Below are 25,223 nucleotides of genomic sequence, written 5' to 3'. Positions count from 1 at the left end.
ATAGAAAAAAACAGGTTGAGCTAATGCTACTCAACCTGTTTATTAATGAATAAATATAATATAGATTTTGACCTCAAATATTTACGTTACCTAATTATTACTCATTTTTCATCAATTACCTAAAGTTCTTTAGTCGGAATAGTCCCTATTTTTATTGGTAATAAAATCTCTATTTGATATTGTCCATCTTTTATAAAGCGTTTGATATTACCTTGATATTCTTTAACAAGAGCATCGATATTTCGCAAGCCCCAGCCATCTTTTTGACGAGACTTACGAGTAGATTTTTCTTTCTCATCAAAATTATTTCTAATATTGATAAAAAGATTTTGTTGAAAGTATCGGATATTAATTGATAAGCTTCTTTCTTTATTTGGTAGTCTGAGACAAGCTGCAATACTATTGTCTAGGCAGTTTCCTAATATAACAGCTAAAATATCTGGCTGAATAGATAATTCTTGTGGTACAAAGCAATCAATTTCCATTTTTATCTCATCTTTTAAATGATGTAGTTTTTGATTTAGTAAGAAATTAATAGTTTGATTTTTAGAGTAGAAAGTTTGTTTACCTACTATACTATCTGTTAATGAATAAAGATAATCTTTTGCCTCTTCAGGATTTTTCTCTAAAAGCGATAAAAGAGTCAAATGTTTATTTTTTAAGTCATGCCGAAGGCTTTGGAGACGTTGATACTCTTCTTGAGATTGTTGTATTTCTCGAACTTGAAACTGTAGCTGTTCTTTTTCCAATTGATTTTGGTAATATTGCTGCTGTTGACGAGCAAGGTACAGATTAAAATAAAGAGAGGAAAGAGTCAATACAATGAGAGATGAGAGAGAAATGATTGAAAGGTAATCTGCTCCAAATACCCCTCCTTGAATAGCAGATATTGTAAAAGCAAAGAAAATAGATAAAAGAGGCACGATAAACTGATAAAGCCAGTTCCCCTTAGAAGTAGCAATACGAAGCCTTTGATGGGACAGAAGAAGCTTTCGTAAAATAAGAGTTATTCCTGTAGACAAAAAGAAACTTATTCCGAGATACAAACTAATAGCTTCTAAATTTTTTGATAGTTCCCCTAAAGGTAAAATTAGTTGGATTCCTTGGTTTAGGACAGCCCCTGCTAACAAACTTAGGCTAGTTTGTAAAAGAATCCAAAAGGAAGACTGGCGAATAGGATAATCAAAATTGAGGCCGATTAGATAGTATTCTAAAATGTTTAGAAGGAGATTACTGACCAAAAAAACACGACTCTCAGAGAATAGGAACACGAGTTCCCCATGAAAAATCAATATGAAAAAAAGGGCTATTAAAGGCTTCTTTTTCATATTGATTTTAGAGAATGGTCTATAAAATAAAATACTTGCTAGAAATAAATCGTACAAGATACTGATTATTCGTAATCCTACTAACATTAAAAATGCCTTTCACTTAGATATCTGTAATACTTTTCTTTAAAAGAAAACTGAAACTTTCTACTAATTGGGAGTAGGTGTTCTTCAGCCCCATTTAGTAAAATAGTAACTGTTTTTGAATCAAAGTCTTTGATGTATTTGGGGTTTAAAATATAGGAAGCATGAATTTGAATAAAATAATTAGGGAGTTTTTCCAAAATCTCTTTTGTTTTTAGTAGAGACTTGTAGGTACCTGTTTTTGTGTATATAAATACTGAACGTTTATCTTTTTCAAAAAATACAATATCGCTCGAAGGGACAGAATAATTGTGTTTACCAAATGAGAAGGTAAAAAGTGCTTGGCCTATATCCAAAAAACGCAAAATACGATCCAATACTTTCGTTAACTTTTGAGATTCTATCGGTTTTACGATATAGTCAAAAGTCTGAACTTCGAAGACTTGCTCCATATAATCACGATAACTTGTCACAAAAATAATAGGAATGAAAGGATTAAATTTTCTAATCTTCTGTGCTACGTCAATTCCATTGATTCCTGGCATATTAATATCCAAAAAGACACAGTGGATGTCTGGCGTCAGCTGATTTAACAGTTTTTGTGGATTTGTATAAAGTTTTGTTTCTAGAGGAAATTTATCATAAGAAAGTAAATAATGTTCTAATTGGCTAGCATCTCTATCAGAGTCATCACAAATAGCAACTTTTAACATTGAAAACCTCCTCACTCATTTCTGTATGTTAATTATAACGTTAAAATGGTCAATTATGACATAATCATAAGACTCTCTTAAGGTTATTATACAATAACCCTATCAAAAATGAAGTATGCTGGGAAATCTTTTCTCAATACGGAGAAATAAAACTATGACCTTTGAGACGCTCACCATTGAAAATCTAACAAAATCATTTGATAAACAACATTTTGCTAATAACCATATCTTCTTAGAGATAGAAGCTGCAAAAATCACAGCTTTTTTAGGACATAATGGTGCTGGTAAATCAACCCTTTTAAAGCAAATGATTGGCTTTATTAAGCCTGATAAGGGAGATGTTCACTACGGAGATATTTCTTTTATACATAACCGTAAACAAGCTCGAACAATGATGAGTTATATGTCACAACAGTATGCACCACTTGACAAGTTAACTGTTGAGCAAAATTTAGAGATGATTGGAAGAATGAGAGGGTTAAGCACCTCAGAACTCCAAAAAGAAATTGATTACCTTCTAGCAGATCTAGAAATAGTAGAATACCGTGATAAACAAGGGAAGAATCTTTCAGGAGGTCTAAAACGGCTTACATCTTTTGCGATGGCATTAATTGGCTCTGCTGATATCATGCTTCTTGACGAACCAACCAACGATGTTGATCCTGTACGTCGTGAGAAACAGTGGCAATTATTACAAAAGCTGGCTTATAAAGGACACACTATTATCATTGTTACCCACAATCTACTAGAGGTCGAAAAATATGCGGATAATTTTGCTCTTTTTAACCATGGTAAATTATTAAAATCTGGTCCAGTGCACCAAATGTCTTATAAAAATCATTATCAAATTTCTTTCAATTTTGTTAGTAAAGAATTTGTAAGTCTATTCGAAAATTTTACGATAGTCAATGGTTGTGTTTGTCAGATGGAAATTGAGGAAAGTGAATTAACCCGAATACTCATTCAAGTCAAGGAAGGTCTAGAAAAAGGGATTATTTCAAACCTTTCGGTTAAGATGAAAACATTATCTATTTCCGATCTCTATAAAGAGGAGCTTGTTAACTGATATGACTCAATTTTTTTACTTACTTCGTTGGAACTTTCTTCGACAAAAAAATCTATTCATTCTATTCACACTAGCTCAAGTGCTTTTGTCCGTTTCACTTCTTTTTGGGTATCCGTTGGTAATTGGTAAGATGGATACAACAACTGCTTACTATCTTGCCTCTGGATCAGTTTTAATGGGAGTTATTTCTATTGGCTGTACGATTTCATCTCCTGTTATAGCCAATGCCAAGTCAGAAGGTCATGTGGACTATATTCGAGCTTTACCTATTCCTAGGATTCTAATTTCTTTAGCTGACCTGTGTATATGGTTAATTGCTATTTTACCAGGTGTATTCTTCTCTTTTTTATTAGGCTGTCTTCGCTTTTCTGTACAATTAAATTTGTCAATTTTGTCTGTTTTTGTGATGTTGCTTATTTGCCTAACAATGATTAGTCTAGGATTTTCAATTGCTTATATATTTTCCCAAAATATTGTCACGCTAATGTCTCAGCTTATTTTAATGATTGGTCTTATGTTTTCACCTATCATGTATCCGGCAAGTCGTCTTCCAGATTGGCTAGATCAACTTTATTATCTACTTCCATTTGTCCCTTCTGCGAATCTTCTTAGAGCTAGCTTTTATAGACATGGAACTGTTTCGCTTGTAGATATAGGAGTTCTTATTTTTTGGATTTTTCTTACACAGTTGCTTATCTTAGGAACACTACAAAAAGAATTGTAATGCTATCTTTTGAAAAACAATCTTACGAAACTCAGGTTGAGGCATTTGGTGCTCAGCCTTTTTCTTTTGTGAAAAGTCACTTCCAAGCAAATCAATTGCCTAGCCCTCTTTGATAGCGCTATAATAGTTAAGTTGACTTTGACTATCAAACAACAGATATAGATATTTCATAAAGAAAGAGGATATACAATGGCAAAACCTATTCGAGTATTGCTTTATTATAAATACCTTCCCATCGAAAACGCTGAGCAATTTGCGGCTGACCACTTGGCTTTCTGTAAGTCAATCGGTCTGAAAGGACGCATCTTGGTCGCTGACGAGGGAATTAATGGAACGGTTTCTGGGGACTACGAAACCACTCAAAAATACATGGACTACGTTCACAGCCTTCCAGGGATGGAGGACCTCTGGTTCAAGATTGATGAGGAAGAGGAGCAAGCTTTCAAGAAGATGTTTGTTCGCTACAAGAAGGAAATCGTTCACCTTGGTTTAGAGGATGATAACTTTGACAGCGACATCAATCCGCTTGAAACAACGGGTGCTTACTTGTCACCAAAAGAGTTTAAAGACGCCCTTCTAGATGAGGACACAGTTGTCCTTGACACACGTAATGACTATGAGTATGACCTTGGTCACTTCCGTGGAGCCATTCGTCCAGACATTCGCAACTTCCGTGAATTGCCACAATGGGTCCGTGACCATAAAGAAGAGTTCATGGACAAGCGCGTGGTTGTGTACTGTACTGGTGGTGTACGCTGTGAGAAATTTTCAGGTTGGATGGTCCGTGAAGGCTACAAAGATGTTGGTCAATTGCACGGTGGTATCGCGACTTACGGAAAAGATCCAGAGGTTCAAGGGGAGCTTTGGGATGGTAAGATGTATGTCTTTGACGAGCGTATTGCCGTTGACATCAACCATGTAGATCCTGTCGTTGTCGGTAAGGATTGGTTCGATGGGACGCCTTGCGAACGCTATGTCAACTGCGGTAACCCATTCTGTAACCGTCGTATGCTTGCTTCAGAGGAAAATGAAGACAAGTACCTTCGTGGCTGCTCACATGAATGCCGTGTTCACCCACGCAACCGTTATGTCTCTGAAAATGGTTTGAACCAAGAAGAAGTTGTCGAACGTCTTGCGGCAATTGGTGAAAGCTTGGATGTAACACCTGCTTAAGTTTAAATAGTGAAGAAGCTGAGAGAGTTCTCGGCTCTTTTTTTGCAATTTATTTCTAAAATAATGACATATATATATTGCAAATGGAAATATATAGTGTATAATTAAGATGAAAACAGATGGTGAACCTAGTCAATTTCGACGATAATATCAGATATGATGAAAAAGGAGGGGGCATGTGGCAAAGAATTTACGCTTAAAAGCAGCTCGAGCAGAGCATGATATGACCCAGGGTGACTTGGCAGAAGCGGTAGGTGCAACAAGACAAACCATAGGGTTGATTGAAGCTGGAAAGTACAATCCCAGCCTAGGTTTATGCATTGCCATTTGCAAAACACTGGACAGGACCTTGGATCAACTGTTTTGGGAGATTTAGGAAGGAAGTAAAGATGATGAAATTTAAGCTTGTTAATAATAAAGTTACAGATGAACGCGAAAAAGCTCTAAATAATAAAGTTGGTGCCGAATGTTTTTACATAATGATTGCAGGGACACTTGCATGCTTGGTCTATAGCTCCTTCTTTAACAAGGGGGTCATCACCTCTAATTACTTGGCCTTTCCAATGTTGATAGCATGGATTTGGTCTATTTATAGATCTGAACGACTTAGTGTTAACACATTTGGGGGTTCTGGAATGACAGTCTTAGGTTGTTTACTGGTGACTGGGCTTATCACCCTTATGATAATGTCAGCTAACTATCGGTTCAACCACAATGTCTATCATAATAATCCCCTGGATCCTAGATATCTCATGACTTGGCCAGTTACTTATATTTTGTATATTCCCTTTGTCTTTTTTATGAATTGGGCTCTCACAGCACTTGGAAGATATGAGAAAAGACGTCTTGAAAAACAGCTGGACGATTTGGAGAATGAAGAATAAATAGTGATAGAATCAGACCGTTCTTTTTGGTCTGATTTTTTATTGGGATGACATAAGACTCTCTTTTTCAAGCTTCTTATTTGTAATCATTCTAAATAACTGCTATAATACTTTTTAGAATCATTCTAAATAAGGAGTAAGAGAATTGGAAGATAAGAATTTTGCAGAACGTTTAAATATTTTGAGAGCTGGTGTTTTGGGTGCCAATGATGGTATTATTTCCATTGCGGGAGTGGTTATCGGTGTGGCCAGTGCGACATCTAACATTTGGTTCATCTTAATTTCTGCCTTGTCAGCGATTTTTGCCGGTGCCTTTTCGATGGCAGGTGGCGAATATGTCAGTGTGTCAACGCAAAAAGATACTGAGGAAGCTGCTATCGCTAAGGAACAAGCCCTCTTGGACCGCTCTCCTGAGGCGGCTAGAGAGAGTTTGTATCAAACCTTCCTCAGTCAGGGGGATTGTGAAACGGCAGCTGAAGTTAAGGTTAATCAAGCCTTCAATAAGAATCCGATTAAGGTCTTAGTTGAGGAAAAATATGGGGTGGATTTAGATGAAATTACGAATCCATGGCATGCTGCTGTATCTAGTTTCCTGGCTTTTTCAGTTGGTTCCTTGCCACCAGCACTAGCTATCATGCTGTTCCCAGAGCCTTACCGTATTCCTGTAACAGTGGTCGTGGTTGCCCTTACCTTGCTCTTGACTGGTTATATCAGTGCCAAGCTCGGAAAAGCACCTGTTAAACAAGCGATGTTGCGTAACTTGACAGTAGGACTCTTGACCATGCTTGTGACCTTCTTGGTCGGGCATATCTTCCACGTAAATGTGTAAGTCTTAATAATGTGATAAGTCTATCTTTTAAGGTAGACTTTTTGTTTTATCCAGAGTTCTTTTGATACCTTTCTTATGTCCTCCTTTTTTAGTCTGCTAGACCAGGCTTATCCGTGGTACAATAAGGTTATGCGTTTAGACAAATTATTAGGACAGGCGGGCTATGGTTCCCGCAATCAGGTCAAGAAGCTCATTCGTAGCCGTCAAGTTTATGTAGATGGTATCTTGGCGGATCGAGATAATCTAAATGTGGATGCTAGTCTTCAAACCATCACGGTTTCTGGTAAGGAACTGGAGCATACGCCAGAAGTTTACTATCTCATGAATAAACCAGCAGGTGTAGTGTCAGCTCGAAAGGACAAGAAGCACCAAACAGTCATTGATTTGATTAAGCTTGAAGATCAGCGAGACGGTCTCTATCCTGTGGGCCGATTGGATAGAGATACGGAGGGTTTGGTGCTGATTACCAACAATGGGCCTCTGGGCTTTGCCATGCTTCACCCCCGCTATCATGTAGCTAAGACTTATTATGTTGAGGTCAATGATGTTCTTGGGCCTGATGCACCTGCATTTTTTGAGTCGGGTGTTGTCTTTGAGGATGGTACTATTTGTAAATCAGCTCAGCTAGAAATTCTAAGTTCTGCGAGTGACAAGAGTAGTGCTCACATTACGATTTCGGAAGGTAAATTTCATCAAGTGAAAAAGATGTTCTTGGCTTATGGAGTCAAGGTGACCTATCTTAAGCGGATTTCTTTTGGAGCATTTAAGCTTGATGAAGGGATAGCAGTAGGTTCCTACAGAGCCTTAACGGAAGCGGAAAAAGTGATTTTGTGTACTTATTTGGGCTAGTCATTTCTTCTTATTAAGGTATGATAGGAACTTTCAATCTCCTGATAGGTCCATCCTATCACTAGGCTTAATACTGTAAGGCCCATAATGACGGACTTTTCTAGGGGTATAAGTAAAACTTATGACATTCTATAAGTTTTTTTAATTTTTCAAGCCTTGTTTCTGGTGGTATGATGGTATCAATTCGATTGAGAACTTAAGTAAGTCAGGGCAATGAGCAGGTCTAATCAGAGAGGGAGGTTCATTATGACAGAAGCATTTTATGATCATTTAGCAAAGACGCGTCATCAGATTCACCAACATCCAGAGGTTTCTGAGGAGGAGCATGAGACGACAGTCTTTTTGAAAGGTTATTTGAAAAATCTAGGTATTGAGCCTTTAAATTATCCCTTGAAGACGGGACTCATCGCTGAGATTGGGTCAGGTTATCCGATTATTGCTTTACGTGCTGATATTGATGCCCTACCGATTAAGGAAAAGACAGGACTTCCTTATGCCAGCGATAATGGGGCTATGCATGCTTGTGGTCATGACTTTCACCAAACCTCTCTACTTGGAGCCGCTCAGCTTTTAAAAGAAAGAGAAGCAGAGCTTAAGGGGACCGTTCGATTGATTTTCCAACCAGCCGAGGAAAATTTCCAAGGGGCCTATCAGGTCATTGAAGCGGGTGGCCTTGACGGTGTGTCAGCTATCATCGGTTATCACAATAATCCTCACTTGAAACCTGGTCAGATTGGTCTTCGTTCAGGTGCTATCATGGCTGGTGTGGAGCAGTTTAGGGTTGATGTTAAGGGTGTTTCTTCCCATGCAGCCCGCCCTGATTTGGGTGTGGATACGGTCTTGGTCACTACGACTATCATCAACAATTTACAGCAGATTGTAGCTCGTACGGTATCGCCCTTTGAATCAGCAGTATTGTCAGTTACTCATATCGAAGTTGGAAATACTTGGAATGTTCTTCCAGCAGCAGGCTTTTTCGAAGGAACGATTCGTACCTTTGAGCCTAAGGTTCGTGAAGATGTCATTGCTCGTTTTGAAAAGGTCGTTCAGGCGACAGCAGACCAGTTCGGTGCTCAAGTTGACATTACTTGGGGCAATTCACCTTACGTGACCTACAATGACCAGACGCTTACACCTCTCATCTTTGAAAATTCTAAGGCCTTCGCAGAAGTGATTGAAACCTTGCCATCAACAGGGGGCGAAGACTTTGCGGCTTATCAAAAGGAAATACCAGGAGTCTTTGCCTTTATTGGCTCAAATGGTGAAGATAATGCACCAGACTGGCACCATGATGATTTCCTTGTGAAAGATGAGGCCTTGCCAGTAGCTGTTAATTACTATGTGGAAAACGCCCTCTTCCTACTTGACTATTTTAAGGAGCAATAAAAATAACCATTCCCTTAATCGGTATTACTAGTAATGAAAAACCTGTCGAAGAAGGAAGCCCCATTTATAGGTGTTCAGTGGCATCCCGAGTTCCTCTTGGGGCATAAGCAATTGAAAGACCAAGGACTCTTTGATTATTTTGTTAAGAGTTTTAAATAAGGTTTTAGGACTTTACATTGGTCCCACTTTTGAAATTGAAAAGGAGGACGTTCCTAAGGAGAAATATTCTTTTGATCATTTAGTTTACACTTAAGAACCCAGCCGCTTGGTTGGGTTCTTTTGTCATATTTTAGAAGCAAAATTTCAGGACTTAAAAAGGGGTGAGAATTTTTCACTTGCTATTTTTGAGCTTTTTAGATAAAATGAAAGCGTTATCATTTCAAAAATAGATAGGAAGTGGTTAAGTCATCTTTATGATGTTTTACCTTATAACTTCCGAATAAGGAGAAACGTATGTTAATTGGTATTCCAAAAGAAATCAAAAATAACGAGAACCGTGTGGCTCTAACGCCTGCTGGGGTGCAAAGTCTTGTAGCTAAAGGTCATGAAGTCCTTATTGAAACCAATGCAGGTCTTGGCTCTGGTTTTACTGATGCAGACTACGAAAAACAAGGTGCCAAAATTGTTGCAACTGCTGCTGAAGCATGGGCAGCTGAGCTCGTAGTTAAGGTTAAGGAGCCTCTTGCTGCAGAATATGGTTTCCTTCGTGAGGATCTCTTACTCTTTACCTACTTGCACATGGCAGCAGCTCCAGAATTGGCAGATGCTATGGTCAATGCTAAGACAACAGGTGTGGCTTACGAAACAGTACGTAGCCAAGAAGGTCACCTACCACTTTTGGTTCCAATGAGTGAAGTTGCAGGACGTATGGCTGTTCAAATCGGTGCGCATTTCTTGACTAAACAAGAGGGTGGCTCTGGTGTTCTCCTAGGTGGTGTGCCTGGTGTTCCTAAAGGTAAAGTAACGATTATCGGGGGTGGTGTCGTAGGGACACACGCAGCCCGTATCGCTCTTGGACTTGGAGCTCAGGTGACTATCCTTGATATCAGTGCTAAACGTTTGTCTGTCCTTGAAGAGGTCTTTGGTAGTCAAATTCAAACGCTCATGTCAAATCCGTTCAACATTGAGGCAAGTGTTCGTGATGCTGACGTGGTTATCGGTGCAGTTCTTATCCCAGGGGCAAAAGCACCAAAACTGGTTACTGACCATATGGTTAAACAAATGCGTCCAGGTTCAGTTATTGTGGACGTTGCTGTCGACCAAGGTGGGGTTGTTGAAACTGCGGATCGCGTGACTACTCACGATGAGCCTGTTTATGAAACACATGGTGTTCTTCACTATGCCGTTGCCAATATCCCAGGAGCTGTGGCACGTACATCAACTATTGCCCTTACCAACGTCACTTTGCCTTATATCGAAGCCCTTGCAGGAAAAGGATTCAGAAAAGCCATTAACGACGACGAAGGTCTTCGTCAAGGGGTTACAACCTACCAAGGTCATATTACTAGCAAACCGGTTGCAAAGGGCTTAGACAGAGAGTATACATCAATTGATGAATTGGCATAAATAGATTATTTAGCATAAACAAAGAGGAGTCGCACCATGATTTGGTTGGCTCTTTTTTTGTGGTCTGAGACAAGAAGTGAATCATTTTTTTGCTAGTTGAGGGGTGAGTACTTGCAAAGGATGGATTTTTTCTAATTTTGGTCTTATTTTATGCTATAATGAGTAGAAATATTAAGGGGAGTAATGAGTATCTATAATGCTTGCCATTAGGAGGTTTTATCGTGGCCAACCATATTCGCGTTTTCACAGCAATTGTTTTCTCTCAGCTTGTCGTTCTTTATTTTGGTTTTCGTATGGATGTCTCTTTGACTGAACTGCTAACTACAGTAGTTGTGGCATCCCTGGTTGAGATTATTTATCATGTGAGGCTTGTTCGTAAGATAGGAGCCAATATTTCTTTTGAAACTTTTTGGAAAAATTGTGACCAACTTTTTAGAAAAAATGCTGTGCTATTGGCTATTTTAGTTTGTGACCTACTTATTTTTAAAGGTGGGGATTTCATGGCCTTCACTCTTTGGCAAGTTACCTTTGTTGTTTTGGTAAGTATTATCATCATGGCATCAAATAATGCCCCGGACGCATGATACTACTTAAATCTTACAATAGAAAGTGTGTAGATAATGTTTACCATTCAAAGAAATCATTTGTCGGACCCAGGTGTAGATTATGTCACTTTTGGTAAGGGAGACAAAACTCTTATTATCATTACGGGATTAAGTTTGCAACGATTAGGTGATATGTCCAACCTGACTATTTACTCACTATTTTATCGATACGCTAAGGAGTACAAGGTCTATATTTTTGATAGAAAGGACCATATCGAAGAAGGCATTTCAATTGAAAATATGGCTGATGACCTCTACCATTCTTTACAAGAATTGCATATTGCTAATGCCTCTATCATAGGTATATCACAAGGTGGTATGATTGCTCAGCTGTTTGCTATCAAGTATCCTCAAAAGGTGACTAGTCTGGTGTTAGCTCTGACATTCTCTCGAAATAATGCTATTAGTAGAGAAACCATCAGAGGATGGATAGAGATGGCAGAAAATGGTGATATGGACCAGCTAAATATGGATTCCGTGAGTAAATCATTTTCGTCACCTGTTTTAAAGAAATTATATGTGATTAACAGATTATTTTTGAAGTCTGTAAGCAAGGAAAAACGCCATCGATTTGTTGGTTTAGCCAAGTCAATTCTAGCCTTTGATTGCTATAGTTCGCTTGATAAAATCACTTGTCCGACCCTTGTTCTGGGAGCCAAAAACGATTTGGTTCTGGGAGTGGATGGTGCAAGGGAACTTGCAAATAGCATTCCAAATGCTTCCTATCACGAATTTGACAAACTAGGACACGCGACCTTTATTGAAAGTAAGCAATTTAATAAAATGATATTAGAATTTCTGCGAGAAAACACTTAGGTAGTGGACTTATGAAAATCTATTAAAATAGAATGAGAAAGGGGTTACAGTGGAGCTTGTAGCCTCTTTTTATTTCCAGTTCAAATATGTGCAGTCTGAAAAATTAAATGATAGAATGGCGATAGATAGGAGGATACAGAAATGTTAAACTATGATTTGATTGTTATCGGTTTCGGTAAAGCCGGTAAAACTCTGGCTGCTAAGATGAATGCAGCTGGTAAGAAAGTTGCTGTCATCGAGCGCAGTAAAGCGATGTATGGTGGTACTTGCATTAATATTGCTTGTATCCCAACTAAGACTATGATTGTTGCGGCTGAGAAGGGCTGGTCATTTGACGATACCATGAAAGAACGTGGTGCAGTGACTGGTCGTCTTAATGCTAAGAATTATAAAATGTTGGCAGACAATGGCGTTGATGTCATTGATGCAGAGGCACATTTTGTGTCAAATAAGGTTATTGAAGTAGTGGCTGGTGATGATCGCCAAGAGCTAACAGCTGAGACTATTGTCATCAACACAGGTGCCGTGTCTAATGTCTTGCCTATTCCTGGCTTGACAACAACTAAGCATGTCTACGATTCAACTGGTATTCAAACCCTTGAAGCCTTACCAAAACGTTTGGGTGTCCTAGGTGGTGGTAATATCGGCCTTGAATTTGCTGGCCTTTATAACCGTTTGGGAAGCCAAGTGACTGTCTTGGATGCAGCGACTAGCTTCTTGCCACGTGTGGAGCCATCTATTGCTAAGTTGGCCAAGGAATACATGGAAGAGGACGGCATTGTCTTTGAGCAAGGTGTTAAAACTTCCGAAGTGAAAAATGACGGTGATGAAGTTGTCGTTGTTACTGACAAAGGTGAGTTCCGTTTTGATGCACTCCTCTATGCGACAGGACGCAAGCCTAATATCGAACCTCTTCACTTGGAAAATACTGATATTGCCTTGACTGAACGTGGTGGTATCCAGGTCAATAAACATTTGGAAACAAGTGTTCCTGGTGTCTTTGCAGTTGGTGATGTTAATGGTGGTCTTCAATTTACCTATATCTCACTAGACGATTTCCGTATTGTCTTTAATTACCTAACTGGTGATGGTAGCTATAACCTTGAAACACGTGGAGCTGTTCCAACTGCTATGTTTCTCAACCCACCTTTGGCACAGGTTGGTCTTACTGAAGATCAAGCCAGAGCAGCAGGTGGACCGGTTGCAGTCAAGGAACTTCCAGTTGCTGGCATGCCGCGTGGCCATGTTAACGGTGATTTGCGTGGTGCCTTCAAAGCTGTGGTAAATCCTGAAACTAAGGAAATCTTGGGTGTGACCCTCTTTGGTCAAGAATCTCATGAAATTATCAATCTAATTACCCTAGCTATGAATCATCACATTCCATACACAGATTTAGCTAAACAAATTTTCACTCACCCAACTATGGCTGAGAACCTAAACGATTTGTTTGCGATTTAAAATGAAAAGAGCCGAGAGGCTCTTTTTTTATGTAGAAGAAAAATTTTTCTAAGACTTTCCTTAGGTGAGTACGGTCGTCAGCGACCTTCTTCGAAGTTCCATGACTAATTTTTGAGCCTAAGGTCTCAAAAATTCCGAGTTCCTGAAACTTAATAGTTCCAGGAACTTTTCTCACAGCGGAAAGTCTTGAAGAAAGTAGATCTCAAATAATAGTTTAATCTATTTGATAAATTCTATAGAAATGTTGGGCCATATTGTATTCCAATTTTTCTTCTTTACTCTCTCGTTATAGACCGTTTGTCGTTCTTTATCTGAAAAGTAATGCGGTGTGGGTGATACTCTGAAGTTAATCAAATCGTCTGTTCCAAAAGGAATAAATACCTCTAGTTCCTGATTGTCATTTAGTCTAGCAGCTATAGCAGTACATTTTTCGGGAAATTTTGAAACAGCATCTGTAGAGCTGATATACTTTTCAGTATTAGGACTATGTATATTCATATAATACTGATTTTTTATTTCCCAATTGTATTCAGGATGTCTTCTCTTTATCTGATTCTCTATTTCAACAGTTCGTTCATATGATATATTTTTATCAAAGAAAATGACATCGATATCAGATAAATTGATATTTGAAGATGTATTTCCGGTACTTAAGTAGTCCCAAATATAATTGCGTATAGTTTCAGCACAAAGCCAACAGTCATTTAGTTGGAAAGAGTGGATAATCTTTAATAGTGCCATTAGTTCGGAGTTCTGTTTAATTAGTTTTTCGACATCAATCATTTTAAAACCTCATTGGTATTGTACTAGTTTAAGATAGAAATATCAAAATAAGATCATATCTCTAATGCAAAGCGACACTCTAGGTTAGATGTCGCTTTTTTTACGCTTTGATGATAAGATAGAAGTGACATAGGAAAATACCTTAGATTGGTGTTCTCTGTCTTCTTCAGATGCTGGATAGACCTTGAGTCACCACTAGAAACTGTATGAAAAACTTAGAAAGATACTCGTATGCCAACTGGTCTGTGAGTGTGTATAGCTTATGACTAAGAAAGTAGGAGTGGGCAAGGCCCACAGTAAGATTATTTTGATGGGGGAGCACTCGGTTGTCTATGGTCATCCTGCCCTTGCTCTCCCTCTTAAGGATATTGAGGTTATCTGTCAGATTCAGGCGGCTGAGATTCCTTTAACTCTTAAGGCTCAAGATCCCTTGACGACGGCGATTTTTTCAGCCCTTAACTATCTGAAAATCAAGAATCGGCCTATCAGTTATGATATTTCGTCTAGCGTCCCTGAAAAGCGTGGCATGGGGTCATCTGCTGCAGTGGCCATTGCGGCTATTCGTGCGGTTTTTGATTATTTTGACCAGGAGCTTAGCCAGGAGACCTTGGAAATGCTGGTCCATCAGGCAGAGACTATTGCCCATAGTAAACCTAGTGGCTTAGATGCCAAGACCTGCTTGAGTGACCAAGCCATTAGCTTTACGCGAAACATTGGTTTCAAGGAAATCGAGGTCAATTTAGGTGCCTATCTGGTCATTGCTGATACGGGCATCCATGGAAATACCCGTGAGGCCGTGGAAAAGGTTGAGGCCATTGGTTTAGATGCCTTGTCAGACCTGAACCGACTGGGCGAATTAAGTCAGCAAGCAGAAGGAGCCCTCAAAGCCAAGAATCAAATGCTTCTTGGTCAGCTCATGTCTCAAGCCCATAATCACCTTAAATCTTTAGGGGTATCTTGTGACTTGTCGGACCTTCTAGTAGCAACTGCTCTGGAGCATGGTGCACTGGGTGCTAAGATGTCAGGCGGGGGACTGGGTGGTTGCATTATTGCCCTAACAAGTACCAAGGATCAAGCCCAAACGATTGCTAAAAAACTTCAAGAAAAAGGAGCCGTAAACACGTGGATAGAAAGCCTGTAAGCGTCAAATCGTACGCAAATATTGCTATTGTCAAATACTGGGGTAAGGCGGATGCGGAGCGTATGATTCCTTCAACCAGTAGTATCTCACTGACTTTGGAGAATATGTATACGGAAACCAAGTTGTCTTTTCTGCCTGAGGATGCGACTGGAGATGTCATGTATATCGATGACGAGCTCCAAGGGGAAAAAGAAACAATCAAGGCCAGCAAGGTTTTAGATCTCTTCCGTACAAATCCTAACCAACATGTCAAGATTGAAACTTGGAACAACATGCCGACAGCTGCAGGTTTATCATCAAGTTCCTCAGGTCTTTCTGCCCTAGTTAAGGCGGCTAACGAACTCTTCCAAGTCGGAAAAACACAGTCTGAATTAGCTCAAATTGCCAAGTTTGCCTCAGGCTCATCATCACGGTCTTTCTTTGGTCCATTGGCAGCTTGGGATAAGGATAGCGGTGAGGTTTACCAAGTTGAAACAGACCTCAAATTGGGCATGATTATGCTGGTTTTGACAGATAAAAAGAAACCCGTATCAAGCCGTGATGGTATGAAGTTGTGTACCGAAACATCGACATCCTTTCCAGAGTGGATTAAACAGTCCGAGCAGGATTACGAGGATATGTTAGGCTACCTCAAGTCTAATGATTTCCAAGCGGTCGGTGAGCTCACGGAAGCCAATGCCCTTCGTATGCACCAAACCACAAGTACGGCTAACCCTCCATTTTCATATCTGACGGATGCTTCCTATCAGGCTATGGACAAGGTTAAGGCTCTCCGTGCTTCTGGTGAGCAATGTTATTTCACAATGGATGCAGGACCAAATGTTAAGGTGCTTTGTCTGGAAGAAGACCTGGATCGACTAGCAGACCACTTCCGTAAGGACTATCAGGTCATCGTTTCACGTACCAAGGAGTTGCCAGATGCCTAAGCAGTCGGTTAGTCGAGCCAGGGTAAAAACTGGTGGAAAACTCTACATTGCTGGAGAATATTCAGTCCTAACACCGGGTCAGACAGCCCTCATTCAGTTTATCCCTATCTTCATGTCAGCAGAGGTCAAGGAAGCACCAAGCACACAGCTATCTTCTGATATGTTTGACTATAGTGTTAACCGTGAGCCAGACGCAAATTATGCCCTCATTCAAGAGGCCTTGAATACTTTTGAAGCCTATTGTGGTGAGGATTTGCCCGCTCTGGACCTTTCAATTACTGGAAAGTTGGAACGAGATGGGGTTAAGTTTGGTATTGGCTCATCTGGTTCAGTTGTGGTTTTGACCATCAAGGCCTTGGCAGCGGCTCTGCAGAAAGACTTATCCAAAGACATTCTCTTTAAATTAGCTAGCTACACCCTTCTCAAGCAGGGAGATAATGGTTCTATGGGAGATTTAGCTTGTATCGTATACGAGGATCTGATTTCCTATCGTTCCTTTGACCGTGAAAAAATAGCAGAGCTTATAGACCAAATAACTCTATCAGAGCTTTTGGAAAAAGACTGGGACTATCGTATCAGTCCTGTAGTGCCAGTTCTCAAAGCTCACTTTTTGGTGGGGTGGACCAAGCAAGCTGCTATCTCAAAAGACATGGTTAAAATGGCCAAATCTCGCATATCAAGCAAGTATTTAAGTGAAACAGAAGTTGCCGTCCAAGATGCCCTCAGGGCACTGGAAACAGGAAATAAGAATTTACTTAAGAGCAGCCTTCAAACTGTCAGTGACCAGTTGGAATCACTTAGTCCAGATATTTATGTGGACAAGCTGAAAAAACTCAAAGAAGCTGAGCAAGGCCTAGATGCCATTGCTAAGTCCTCTGGAGCAGGAGGTGGAGACTGTGGTATCGCCTTTGCCTTTGACCAAGCTAGCCGAGATAGCCTAGTTGATCGCTGGCAGCAGGAAGGTATAGAGCTTTTGTATGAGGTTTAGGGGTCAGCTAAGTAGACATTATCACGCAAGAAAGTAAAGAAATAACCTATGACAAATCGTAAAGACGATCACATCCGTTATGCCCTCAAGTACCAGTCGCCCTACAATAGTTTTGACGATATGGAACTTATCCACAAGTCTCTACCGACTTATGATTTAGATCAGATTGACTTGTCCACACATTTTGCGGGACGAGATTGGGATTTTCCCTTTTATATCAATGCCATGACAGGTGGTTCTGCCAAGGGTGGGGCTGTCAATCGAAAACTAGCTGAGGTGGCCAGTCGAACAGGTATTCTCATGGTGACAGGTTCCTACAGTGCTGCTCTAAAGGGGGAAGCACCAGGATCCTTTGACTATCGCCAAGAGTTTCCAGACTTAGACCTTGCAACCAATATCGGTGTGGATAAGCCTGTGGACTTGGGGATTAAGACTGTGGGAGCAATGAATCCAGTCTTTTTACAGCTCCATGTTAATCTTATGCAGGAGCTCCTCATGCCTGAGGGAGAGCGTATTTTCCACACTTGGAAGGAAAATGTGGCGGCTTATGCACAGAAAATAGAGGTTCCTCTTGTGCTTAAGGAGGTCGGCTTTGGTATGGATATGGAAACCATTCGTTACGCCATGTCTCAGGGCATCAAAACTGTGGATATCTCAGGTCGTGGTGGAACTAGCTTTGCCTATATTGAAAATAGTCGAGGCGGCAACCGTGATTACCTAAATGACTGGGGACAAAGTACGGTTCAGACCCTCCTGCAAGCCCAAGATCTTCGTGAAGATGTGGAAATCTTAGCCTCTGGTGGCGTGCGCAATCCACTTGATATGGTTAAATGTCTGGTCTTAGGAGCAAAAGGTGTAGGCCTCTCACGAACTGTCCTTGAATTGGTGGAACGTTACCCTGTGGATAAGGTTGTGGCTATCGTTAATGGCTGGAAGGATGACCTTCGTCTCATCATGTGTGCCCTTGATTGTCGAACTGTTGATGAGCTCAAGTCTGTGGATTACATCTTACATGGTAAGCTACAAGGGACTTATATCAAGCAAAGAAAGTAGGAAAGAGCCAAGTGCTCTTTTTTAATTTTTAAAGATGGTAAAACAATTTCTCTAGGCGATGATATTATGGAGACATGATTTTAACACCGGTCAAGGATAAATAATGACATTCTTGATTTGACTTGTTTCTAGCGAGCAAAGCGAGCACTTAACGAGACTTTCCGCTGTGAGAAAAGTTCTAGAAATACAAGTATTTCTAGAACTCGGAATTTTTGAGAGTAAAACAGTTTGGGGAACTGTTTTAGCCTGAGCCTAGAAATTAAAAAGTGAAGGGGCTCAAAAATTAGTCATGGAGCTTCGAAGAAGTTCGCTGACGTCCCTACTCACTTAAGGAAAGTCTAAAAAAATCCATTTTACAAAAGAATATCTTACAAAAAAGAGCGGAAGCTCTTTTTTTATTACCCACTCAAGCAAAAAAGTAACTTTTCCCCTTGACAAGTTACCGCCTTAGGAGTATTATTTTCAGTGAAATACGGTAGGTGAGGCTACCACAAGGATACGGATGACTACCGCAAAGCAGTGGAGACACTACTCGTTGGTCAACAGTCCTGATCGCCAAGGTCAAGACTAAGCTCATTTCATCGCCTTGCGGGGCTAAAGCTTGAACGGTCCATTTTTTGACAGAATCTATTAAAAAATCAACCTCGAGTTTATAGAGTCTTACCTGTATATGGGTAGGACTCTTTTCTTTTGTCTGAGGTCCACCCACTATGTAAAAAAATGAAAGGAGAAACCTATGAGACTAATCGACGATCACCCCGAACCGCACCTAACCAGTCAATCGCTGATTAGTGTCTTAGGGACTCCATAAGTGATTGGCTCCTGATTAAATAAGGAGATTCCAATGTCAACAAATAAAGAAAGACTTATTGCTGCTCTTCAAGAGCCACTTGAAACAACCCTTACTCGCTACAAGACTCATTTGGATGGCTTGAAGGAAGACCAAGTAGAAGAAAACCGTGACCTTTATGGGGAAAATGTCATAACTAAAGGACAAGAGGATTCTATCATCAAAAAGATTTATGAATCTATCATCAATCCCTTTACTGTTATTCTCTTAGTCATTGCTCTGGTTTCCTTTATCACCAATGTCTGGCTTGCTAAACCGGGTGAAGAAGACCCAACGACTTCTATCATCATTGTCACTCTAGTTTTGATATCTGGTGGTATCCGTTTTATTCAAGAACTTCGTAGCGACAAGGCTGCCAGTAATTTGTCTCGCATGATTGTCAATACAGCAACAATACTTCGAGATGGCAGTGAGCAAGAAATCCCAATTGATGAAATTGTGGTTGGAGATGTGGTCAAACTAAGTGCGGGAGATATGATTCCGGCTGATGTGGTCTTACTAGATTCTCGTGATTTCTTTGTTCAACAGTCTGGCTTGACAGGTGAAAGCGATGCTGTGGAAAAAGCTTGTCTGGCTAAAGCAGATGGTCAAAATCTAGAGAGCCTGCTTGAGAGTGAGAGCCTCGCTTTCATGGGAACTAATGTTATCTCTGGTCGTGCAACAGCCTTGGTTTTAGTTGTTGGTGATGAAACCATGATGGGAGCAATTGAGCAGACCATCAATACTTATGACGAACCAACTTCATTTGAACGTGAGATGAATTCCATTTCTTGGCTCTTGATTCGACTCATGTTGGTTATGGTTCCTGTTGTTTTTGTGATTAACGGTTTAACAGATGGGGACTGGCTTGAAGCCGGCGTCTTTGCCCTTAGTGTGGGAGTCGGTTTGACCCCAGAAATGTTGCCGATGATTATCACAGCCAGTCTTGCCAAGGGTTCTATCATTATGGCCAAGGAAAAGGTGGTCATCAAAAAACTTAATGCTATTCAAGACCTAGGTGCTATCGACATCCTTTGTACGGATAAGACAGGAACCCTGACTCAGGATGAAATCGTTCTTGAGTACCCTCTTGATATCCATGGTGACCTTGACCTATCAGTACTTCGGAGAGCCTATCTTAATTCTTATTTCCAAACTGGCTTAAAAAATCTTATGGACCGTGCCATTATTAGCCGAACTGAAAGAGAAGCTAAGAAACATGACATCGTTCGTGACCTTGACCAGACCTTCCACAAGATTGATGAGCTACCTTTTGATTTTGAACGTCGTCGCATGAGTGTCATTGTTCAAGACACTGATGGATTTGTTAGCATGGTGACAAAAGGTGCCCTTGAAGAAATGCTCTCTGTTTCTAACTATGTGGAATACAAGGGAGACATTATCCCATTGACTGACGATGTTCGTGAGGAAGTCCTTGCGGAAGTTGCACAGTTGAATGAACAAGGTTTGCGTGTTCTCGGTGTTAGCTACAAATCACAACTTAATGAAAATGACGTCTTTAGTGTTGAAGATGAAAGTGATATGATTTTGACGGGATATCTTGCCTTCCTTGACCCACCAAAACCATCAGCAGCACCTGCTATCAAGGCTTTGGCGGAATATGGTGTGACCACAAAAATTTTGACTGGAGACAATGATAAGGTGACACAGGCTGTCTGTGAAAAAGTTGGTCTAGATGTGACGCACATTCTACTTGGAAGTGATCTTGATACCATGTCAGATCAAGATTTGGCTAAGGCTGTGGAAACGACAACAGTCTTTGCTAAGTTATCCCCAGACCAAAAGGCACGAATTATCCTAAGCCTTAAGGAAAATGGGCATAAGGTAGGCTATATGGGTGATGGTATCAACGATGCCCCATCCATGAAGGTGTCAGATGTGGGGATTTCTGTGGATACAGCTGTTGATATCGCCAAAGAAACTGCAGATGTTATCTTGCTTGATAAGGATTTAATGGTCTTGGAAAAAGGTTTGGTTGAAGGACGGAAGGTCTATGCTAATATGACCAAATATATCAAGATGACCGTTTCTTCAAATTTCGGGAATATCTTTTCTCTCCTCTTTGCCAGCATTTTCTTACCATTCCTACCAATGGCACCTGTGCATTTGATTGTCCTAAATCTTGTCTATGATATCTCTTGTATCGCCCTTCCATTTGACAATGTGGACAAGGAATTTCTTAAAGAGCCACATATCTGGGAAGCCAAATCAATCATGCGTTTCATGGCTTGGATAGGACCTATTTCGTCCGTATTTGATATTTTGACATATATCTTGCTCTATTTCATCATTGTGCCAATGATTTTGGGGCATGGCTATGTTCATGGTTCACCAGAAGCAGCAGCCTTTATCATTATTTTCCAAACAGGTTGGTTTATCGAATCTATGTGGTCTCAAACCATGGTTATCCACATGTTACGTTCACCAAAACTACCATTTATTCAAAGTCACCCAGCACTATCAGTTGTTGTGACAACCTTATTTGCTGCTTTCTTTGTGACTTCTCTTCCATACAGTCCATTGTCTAGTCTCTTAAAACTCAGCCATCTAAACGGTCTCTATTTCATTCTCTTGTTTATCATCATTACTTTGTATATGCTTAGTGTTACCTTTGTGAAGCATATCTATATTAAGAAATACAAAGAATGGTTATAGGATAACTATTCTTAGAAAAAGAGCGTCAGCTCTTTTTTCATTACCTTTCATTCTGCCAAAACCTTTTCATTTATGGTATAATAGGGCGATTATAGATAATCAGAGGCCCTAAAAAACGTCAGTTATGAGGACATCTTTTCTAAGAAATGAGAGACTATGTTTTCAAGGCCCCTTTCTTTCGTAGGCTATCCCAGTGGGAGGTGGAGGCCCTGAGATTTGGGGCTCAAGGCTAAGACCGCCTCGAAGGAAACCATCACAAAAAAATCTTAAGAAGGAAAAAGAAAATGAGTAATTACGCTATTATCCTTGCTGCGGGTAAAGGAACTCGCATGAAATCAGATCTTCCAAAAGTATTGCACAAGGTTTCAGGCATCACTATGCTTGAGCATGTTTTCCGTGCAGTTTCAGCTATCGAACCAGCTAAAAACGTTACTGTTATTGGTCACAAGGCTGAGCTTGTTCGTGAGGTTTTGGATGGTCAATCTGCCTTCACTATGCAAACTGAGCAGTTGGGGACTGGTCATGCAGTAATGATGGCTGAAGAAGAGTTGGCTGGACTTGAAGGGCAAACGCTTGTTATCGCCGGTGACACGCCTTTGATTACCGGTGAAAGCCTTAAAAACCTTATTGATTTCCATGTTAATCACAAAAATGTTGCCACTATCTTGACTGCAACTGCGGACAATCCGTTTGGTTATGGTCGTATTATCCGTAACGAAAATGGCGAAGTGACTAAGATTGTTGAGCAAAAAGATGCCAACGAATTCGAACAACAGGTTAAAGAAATCAATACAGGGACTTACGTTTTTGATAATAAACGTCTCTTCGAAGCACTTAAAAACATCAACACTAACAACGCTCAAGGGGAATACTATTTGACAGACGTCATCTCTATTTTCCGTGAGAATGGTGAAAAAGTAGGTGCCTTCACCCTTCGTGATTTCGAAGAAAGTCTTGGGGTTAATGACCGTGTTGCCCTAGCTACAGCAGAAGATGTTATGCGTCGTCGTATCAACAAAGCTCACATGGTCAACGGTGTTACTTTCCAAAATCCAAACGCTACTTATATCGACGTGGATGTGGAAATTGAGCCAGATGTTGTCATTGAAGCTAATGTGACACTTAAAGGACAAACTAAGATTGGTGCAGAGTCAGTGCTTACTAATGGTACTTATATTGTTGATTCAACTATCGGTGCCAAAACGGTTATCACTAACTCTATGATTGAGCACTCAGTGGTTGAAGAGGGCGTTACCGTTGGTCCATTTGCCCATGTTCGTCCAGATTCAACCCTCAAAAAAGATGTTCATATCGGTAACTTTGTTGAGGTTAAGGGTTCTACTATCGGTGAAAATACCAAGGCTGGTCATTTGACCTATATTGGTAATGCGGAAGTTGGTTCTGACGTTAACTTTGGTGCTGGAACCATTACCGTTAACTATGATGGCCAACACAAGTTCAAGACACAAATTGCCAATAACGTCTTTATCGGAAGCAATTCAACCTTGATTGCACCGCTTGAAATTGGGGCTAACGCTCTCACAGCGGCTGGCTCAACCATCACAGATGATGTGCCAGCTGACAGTGTAGCCATTGGACGTGGCCGCCAGGTCAATAAAGAAGGCTATGCCATTAAGAAACCTCACCACCCAAGTCAACAAAAGTAGGCTTAAGGCTATCTGAGTTTGGTTGTTTATAAAAACAGCTTAGAATGAGGTCAGAAGTAAAAGGAGTCAATTCATGGATTTTGAAGAAAAAACACTCAAACGTGAGTCAAAATTTAAGGGACATATTTTTGAAGTCGCAGTAGACGAGGTCCTCTTGCCAGACGGTAAGACAGCTGGTCGTGAACTCATCTTCCACAAGGGTGCAGTAGCTGTTTTAGCAGTTACCCCAGAAGGAAAAATCATTATCGTCAAACAATACCGTAAGGCTATTGAGGCGGTTTCTTACGAGATTCCTGCGGGTAAGCTGGAAGTCGGTGAAGCTGGCGATGAGATGGCTGCAGCGGCGCGTGAACTTGAAGAGGAGACTCAATACAAGGGTGATCTGGAATTGATTTATGAATTTTACACAGCCATTGGCTTTTGTAATGAGAGAATCAAGCTCTATGTAGCGACTAACCTTAAACCTGTGGAAAATCCACGTCCACTTGATGATGATGAGTTCCTTGAACTCTATGAATTGACCTATGAAGAGTGTATGGAACTTGTAGCGTCAGGGGCTATCCAGGATGCCAAAACTATCATCGCCCTCCAATACTATGCACTTCATTTCGGAGGAAAATAAGCTATGGGAAAACCACTTTTGACCGACGATATCATTGAGCAGGCCAAGCGTGGGGAAATCGATTTAGAGGAATATCCTTATTATGAGGACTATGAGCAAGAGTTCTACGATGAGGATTATGAGGCTGATTACCAGCCTTCTGCCTACAAGAGCCGTCGAATTGAGAATGCTAAACGCAATCAATTTCAACACAAGCTTAATCGCATCCTCTTTTGGGTTGTGGTCCTCTTGATTCTTCTCTTCATTGCTGTCTTTTATTTCTAAAAAGTCTATGAGTCAGATAGCCCTAGCTACTGATTCAGGAAAGATTACAAGCTGAAAAGGAACTATATGAAAATCGGAATTATCGCTGCCATGGAGCAGGAGTTAGTGCTTCTAGTGGAGCAATTGGAAAATAAGGTTGAAGAAACTGTTCTTGGCAATACCTACTACACAGGACGTTTGGGAAAACACGACGTCGTTTTGGTACAATCAGGTGTTGGTAAGGTTATGTCAGCCATGTCTGTGGCTGTCTTGGCAGACCATTTTGGCGTTGATGCCCTCATTAACACTGGTTCTGCTGGAGCAGTAGCACCTGGACTTAAAATTGGAGATGTGGTTGTGGCGTCAAAATTAGCCTATCACGATGTTGATTTGACAGCCTTTGGCTATGATTATGGGCAAATGTCTATGCAGCCACTCTACTTTGAAAGTGACTCTACCTTCGTAGAGACTTTCGAAAAGGTCTTAGCTCAGGCTTCCATTGATTCTAAGATTGGGCTTATCGCTACGGGTGATAGCTTCATTGCGGGTCAAGACAAGATTGATGCTATTAAGGATCATTTCCCAGAAGTCTTGGCTGTAGAGATGGAGGGAGCAGCTATTGCTCAAGCCGCACACAGTGTCAAAAAGCCTTTCATCGTTGTACGTGCCATGAGTGATACAGCTGCTCATGATGCTAACATTACCTTTGATGAATTCATTATTCAGGCGGGGAAACAATCAGCTGCTATCTTGGTTGAGTTTCTCAAAGAACTTGCTTAAAATACATTAAATGAGTGCTTATGCTCATTTTCTT

At 40.4% G+C, this 25,223-nt stretch carries 24 protein-coding genes and 1 riboswitch; of the genes, 21 read left to right on the top strand and 3 right to left on the bottom strand.

Annotation, left to right across the window (positions count from 1 at the left end; all coding sequences use genetic code 11):
* Positions 1-119: 119 nt before the first annotated feature.
* Both ADH51_RS08495 and ADH51_RS08490 read right to left on the bottom strand, forming a co-directional pair.
* Entirely contained in the window at positions 120-1,415 is a 1,296-nt protein-coding gene (locus tag ADH51_RS08495) for a sensor histidine kinase (RefSeq protein ID WP_014634076.1), read from the bottom strand.
* Positions 1,415-2,125, bottom strand: coding sequence for a LytR/AlgR family response regulator transcription factor (locus tag ADH51_RS08490; protein ID WP_048676104.1), 711 nt, complete (start codon positions 2,123-2,125; stop codon positions 1,415-1,417). Before ADH51_RS08490 ends, ADH51_RS08495 begins: the two co-directional genes overlap by 1 nt.
* Before the next feature lie 154 nt (positions 2,126-2,279).
* Between ADH51_RS08490 and ADH51_RS08485 the strand changes: the two genes are divergently transcribed.
* The 12 genes from ADH51_RS08485 (at position 2,280) to ADH51_RS08430 (ending at position 13,481) form a co-directional block, all read left to right on the top strand.
* Positions 2,280-3,191 (top strand): ABC transporter ATP-binding protein, encoded by a 912-nt coding sequence (locus tag ADH51_RS08485; protein ID WP_014634078.1) that lies wholly within the window; start codon positions 2,280-2,282, stop codon positions 3,189-3,191.
* 1 nt (position 3,192) lies between these two features.
* Positions 3,193-3,915: an ABC transporter permease gene (locus ADH51_RS08480; protein WP_014634079.1), complete on the top strand. Its 723-nt coding sequence runs from the start codon at positions 3,193-3,195 to the stop codon at positions 3,913-3,915.
* 189 nt (positions 3,916-4,104) lie between these two features.
* Positions 4,105-5,088, top strand: a complete 984-nt coding sequence (locus ADH51_RS08475) for a rhodanese-related sulfurtransferase (RefSeq protein ID WP_037602037.1) — start codon at positions 4,105-4,107, stop codon at positions 5,086-5,088.
* 178 nt (positions 5,089-5,266) lie between these two features.
* The gene (locus ADH51_RS08470; protein ID WP_002885991.1) at positions 5,267-5,464 is read left to right on the top strand and encodes a helix-turn-helix transcriptional regulator; all 198 of its coding nucleotides are present in this window, start codon (positions 5,267-5,269) and stop codon (positions 5,462-5,464) included.
* A gap of 13 nt (positions 5,465-5,477) precedes the next feature.
* Positions 5,478-5,972: a DUF6773 family protein gene (locus ADH51_RS08465; RefSeq protein WP_002885975.1), complete on the top strand. Its 495-nt coding sequence runs from the start codon at positions 5,478-5,480 to the stop codon at positions 5,970-5,972.
* Positions 5,973-6,117: 145 nt separating this feature from the next.
* Complete coding sequence (locus ADH51_RS08460; RefSeq protein WP_002890291.1) at positions 6,118-6,801, top strand: VIT1/CCC1 transporter family protein; 684 nt, start codon at positions 6,118-6,120, stop codon at positions 6,799-6,801.
* Positions 6,802-6,930: 129 nt separating this feature from the next.
* Positions 6,931-7,650, top strand: a complete 720-nt coding sequence (locus tag ADH51_RS08455; RefSeq protein WP_048676096.1) for a 16S rRNA pseudouridine(516) synthase — start codon at positions 6,931-6,933, stop codon at positions 7,648-7,650.
* 246 nt (positions 7,651-7,896) lie between these two features.
* Positions 7,897-9,036 (top strand): amidohydrolase, encoded by a 1,140-nt coding sequence (locus ADH51_RS08450; protein ID WP_048676094.1) that lies wholly within the window; start codon positions 7,897-7,899, stop codon positions 9,034-9,036.
* A gap of 453 nt (positions 9,037-9,489) precedes the next feature.
* Positions 9,490-10,602, top strand: a complete 1,113-nt coding sequence (gene ald, locus ADH51_RS08445) for an alanine dehydrogenase (protein WP_048676091.1) — start codon at positions 9,490-9,492, stop codon at positions 10,600-10,602.
* Positions 10,603-10,823: 221 nt separating this feature from the next.
* Positions 10,824-11,186: a hypothetical protein gene (locus ADH51_RS08440; protein ID WP_048676088.1), complete on the top strand. Its 363-nt coding sequence runs from the start codon at positions 10,824-10,826 to the stop codon at positions 11,184-11,186.
* 36 nt (positions 11,187-11,222) lie between these two features.
* A complete protein-coding gene (locus tag ADH51_RS08435) occupies positions 11,223-12,023 on the top strand; it encodes an alpha/beta fold hydrolase (protein ID WP_048676085.1) in 801 nt (266 codons plus the stop codon).
* A gap of 141 nt (positions 12,024-12,164) precedes the next feature.
* Positions 12,165-13,481, top strand: coding sequence for an FAD-containing oxidoreductase (locus ADH51_RS08430; protein ID WP_002886137.1), 1,317 nt, complete (start codon positions 12,165-12,167; stop codon positions 13,479-13,481).
* Positions 13,482-13,700: 219 nt separating this feature from the next.
* Here the strand turns inward: ADH51_RS08430 and ADH51_RS08425 are convergent, their stop codons facing one another.
* Positions 13,701-14,264, bottom strand: a complete 564-nt coding sequence (locus ADH51_RS08425) for a nucleotidyltransferase family protein (RefSeq protein WP_048676081.1) — start codon at positions 14,262-14,264, stop codon at positions 13,701-13,703.
* Positions 14,265-14,526: 262 nt separating this feature from the next.
* On the opposite strand from ADH51_RS08425, the gene mvk reads away from it, so the two are divergent.
* The 9 genes from mvk to ADH51_RS08380 all read left to right on the top strand — a co-directional run bounded on the left by mvk (position 14,527) and on the right by ADH51_RS08380 (position 25,189).
* Entirely contained in the window at positions 14,527-15,405 is an 879-nt protein-coding gene (gene mvk, locus ADH51_RS08420) for a mevalonate kinase (protein WP_048676078.1), read from the top strand.
* Positions 15,387-16,331: a diphosphomevalonate decarboxylase gene (mvaD, locus tag ADH51_RS08415; protein ID WP_048676075.1), complete on the top strand. Its 945-nt coding sequence runs from the start codon at positions 15,387-15,389 to the stop codon at positions 16,329-16,331. The genes mvk and mvaD overlap by 19 nt, the downstream gene beginning before the upstream one ends.
* Entirely contained in the window at positions 16,324-17,319 is a 996-nt protein-coding gene (locus ADH51_RS08410; protein ID WP_048676072.1) for a phosphomevalonate kinase, read from the top strand. The genes mvaD and ADH51_RS08410 overlap by 8 nt, the downstream gene beginning before the upstream one ends.
* Positions 17,320-17,367: 48 nt before the next feature.
* Positions 17,368-18,372, top strand: a complete 1,005-nt coding sequence (fni, locus tag ADH51_RS08405; RefSeq protein ID WP_048676069.1) for a type 2 isopentenyl-diphosphate Delta-isomerase — start codon at positions 17,368-17,370, stop codon at positions 18,370-18,372.
* Between the two features lie 464 nt (positions 18,373-18,836).
* A riboswitch (M-box (ykoK) riboswitch) is annotated at positions 18,837-18,992 on the top strand.
* 224 nt (positions 18,993-19,216) lie between these two features.
* On the top strand, positions 19,217-21,877 hold the full coding sequence (mgtA, locus tag ADH51_RS08400) for a magnesium-translocating P-type ATPase (protein ID WP_048676066.1): 2,661 nt from the start codon (positions 19,217-19,219) through the stop codon (positions 21,875-21,877).
* Positions 21,878-22,161: 284 nt separating this feature from the next.
* A complete protein-coding gene (gene glmU, locus ADH51_RS08395; RefSeq protein ID WP_048676063.1) occupies positions 22,162-23,544 on the top strand; it encodes a bifunctional UDP-N-acetylglucosamine diphosphorylase/glucosamine-1-phosphate N-acetyltransferase GlmU in 1,383 nt (460 codons plus the stop codon).
* Positions 23,545-23,617: 73 nt separating this feature from the next.
* Complete coding sequence (locus ADH51_RS08390; protein WP_002886219.1) at positions 23,618-24,166, top strand: NUDIX domain-containing protein; 549 nt, start codon at positions 23,618-23,620, stop codon at positions 24,164-24,166.
* A gap of 3 nt (positions 24,167-24,169) precedes the next feature.
* Positions 24,170-24,430, top strand: a complete 261-nt coding sequence (gene macP, locus ADH51_RS08385) for a cell wall synthase accessory phosphoprotein MacP (protein ID WP_048676060.1) — start codon at positions 24,170-24,172, stop codon at positions 24,428-24,430.
* Positions 24,431-24,496: 66 nt separating this feature from the next.
* The gene (locus tag ADH51_RS08380; RefSeq protein WP_048676057.1) at positions 24,497-25,189 is read left to right on the top strand and encodes a 5'-methylthioadenosine/adenosylhomocysteine nucleosidase; all 693 of its coding nucleotides are present in this window, start codon (positions 24,497-24,499) and stop codon (positions 25,187-25,189) included.
* The last annotated feature ends 34 nt before the right edge of the window (positions 25,190-25,223 follow it).

Origin of the sequence: Streptococcus sp. 449_SSPC (assembly GCF_001073005.1) — a bacterium.
In the GTDB taxonomy this organism is placed as follows: Bacteria; Bacillota; Bacilli; order Lactobacillales; family Streptococcaceae; genus Streptococcus; species Streptococcus salivarius_F.
Note: the sequence above shows the minus strand (reverse complement) of the source record. Positions and strands in the feature narration are given on the sequence as shown.

Bases quoted from the DNA above. Each gene is read 5' to 3' on its own strand.
- ADH51_RS08495 (WP_014634076.1), bottom strand. From the start codon at position 1,415: ATGTTAGTAGGATTACGAATAATCAGTATCTTGTACGATTTATTTCTA.
- ADH51_RS08490 (WP_048676104.1), bottom strand. From the start codon at position 2,125: ATGTTAAAAGTTGCTATTTGTGATGACTCTGATAGAGATGCTAGCCAA.
- ADH51_RS08485 (WP_014634078.1), top strand. From the start codon at position 2,280: ATGACCTTTGAGACGCTCACCATTGAAAATCTAACAAAATCATTTGAT.
- ADH51_RS08480 (WP_014634079.1), top strand. From the start codon at position 3,193: ATGACTCAATTTTTTTACTTACTTCGTTGGAACTTTCTTCGACAAAAA.
- ADH51_RS08475 (WP_037602037.1), top strand. From the start codon at position 4,105: ATGGCAAAACCTATTCGAGTATTGCTTTATTATAAATACCTTCCCATC.
- ADH51_RS08465 (WP_002885975.1), top strand. From the start codon at position 5,478: ATGATGAAATTTAAGCTTGTTAATAATAAAGTTACAGATGAACGCGAA.
- ADH51_RS08455 (WP_048676096.1), top strand. From the start codon at position 6,931: ATGCGTTTAGACAAATTATTAGGACAGGCGGGCTATGGTTCCCGCAAT.
- ADH51_RS08450 (WP_048676094.1), top strand. From the start codon at position 7,897: ATGACAGAAGCATTTTATGATCATTTAGCAAAGACGCGTCATCAGATT.
- ald (WP_048676091.1), top strand. From the start codon at position 9,490: ATGTTAATTGGTATTCCAAAAGAAATCAAAAATAACGAGAACCGTGTG.
- ADH51_RS08435 (WP_048676085.1), top strand. From the start codon at position 11,223: ATGTTTACCATTCAAAGAAATCATTTGTCGGACCCAGGTGTAGATTAT.
- ADH51_RS08430 (WP_002886137.1), top strand. From the start codon at position 12,165: ATGTTAAACTATGATTTGATTGTTATCGGTTTCGGTAAAGCCGGTAAA.
- ADH51_RS08425 (WP_048676081.1), bottom strand. From the start codon at position 14,264: ATGATTGATGTCGAAAAACTAATTAAACAGAACTCCGAACTAATGGCA.
- mvk (WP_048676078.1), top strand. From the start codon at position 14,527: ATGACTAAGAAAGTAGGAGTGGGCAAGGCCCACAGTAAGATTATTTTG.
- ADH51_RS08410 (WP_048676072.1), top strand. From the start codon at position 16,324: ATGCCTAAGCAGTCGGTTAGTCGAGCCAGGGTAAAAACTGGTGGAAAA.
- fni (WP_048676069.1), top strand. From the start codon at position 17,368: ATGACAAATCGTAAAGACGATCACATCCGTTATGCCCTCAAGTACCAG.
- mgtA (WP_048676066.1), top strand. From the start codon at position 19,217: ATGTCAACAAATAAAGAAAGACTTATTGCTGCTCTTCAAGAGCCACTT.
- glmU (WP_048676063.1), top strand. From the start codon at position 22,162: ATGAGTAATTACGCTATTATCCTTGCTGCGGGTAAAGGAACTCGCATG.
- ADH51_RS08390 (WP_002886219.1), top strand. From the start codon at position 23,618: ATGGATTTTGAAGAAAAAACACTCAAACGTGAGTCAAAATTTAAGGGA.
- macP (WP_048676060.1), top strand. From the start codon at position 24,170: ATGGGAAAACCACTTTTGACCGACGATATCATTGAGCAGGCCAAGCGT.
- ADH51_RS08380 (WP_048676057.1), top strand. From the start codon at position 24,497: ATGAAAATCGGAATTATCGCTGCCATGGAGCAGGAGTTAGTGCTTCTA.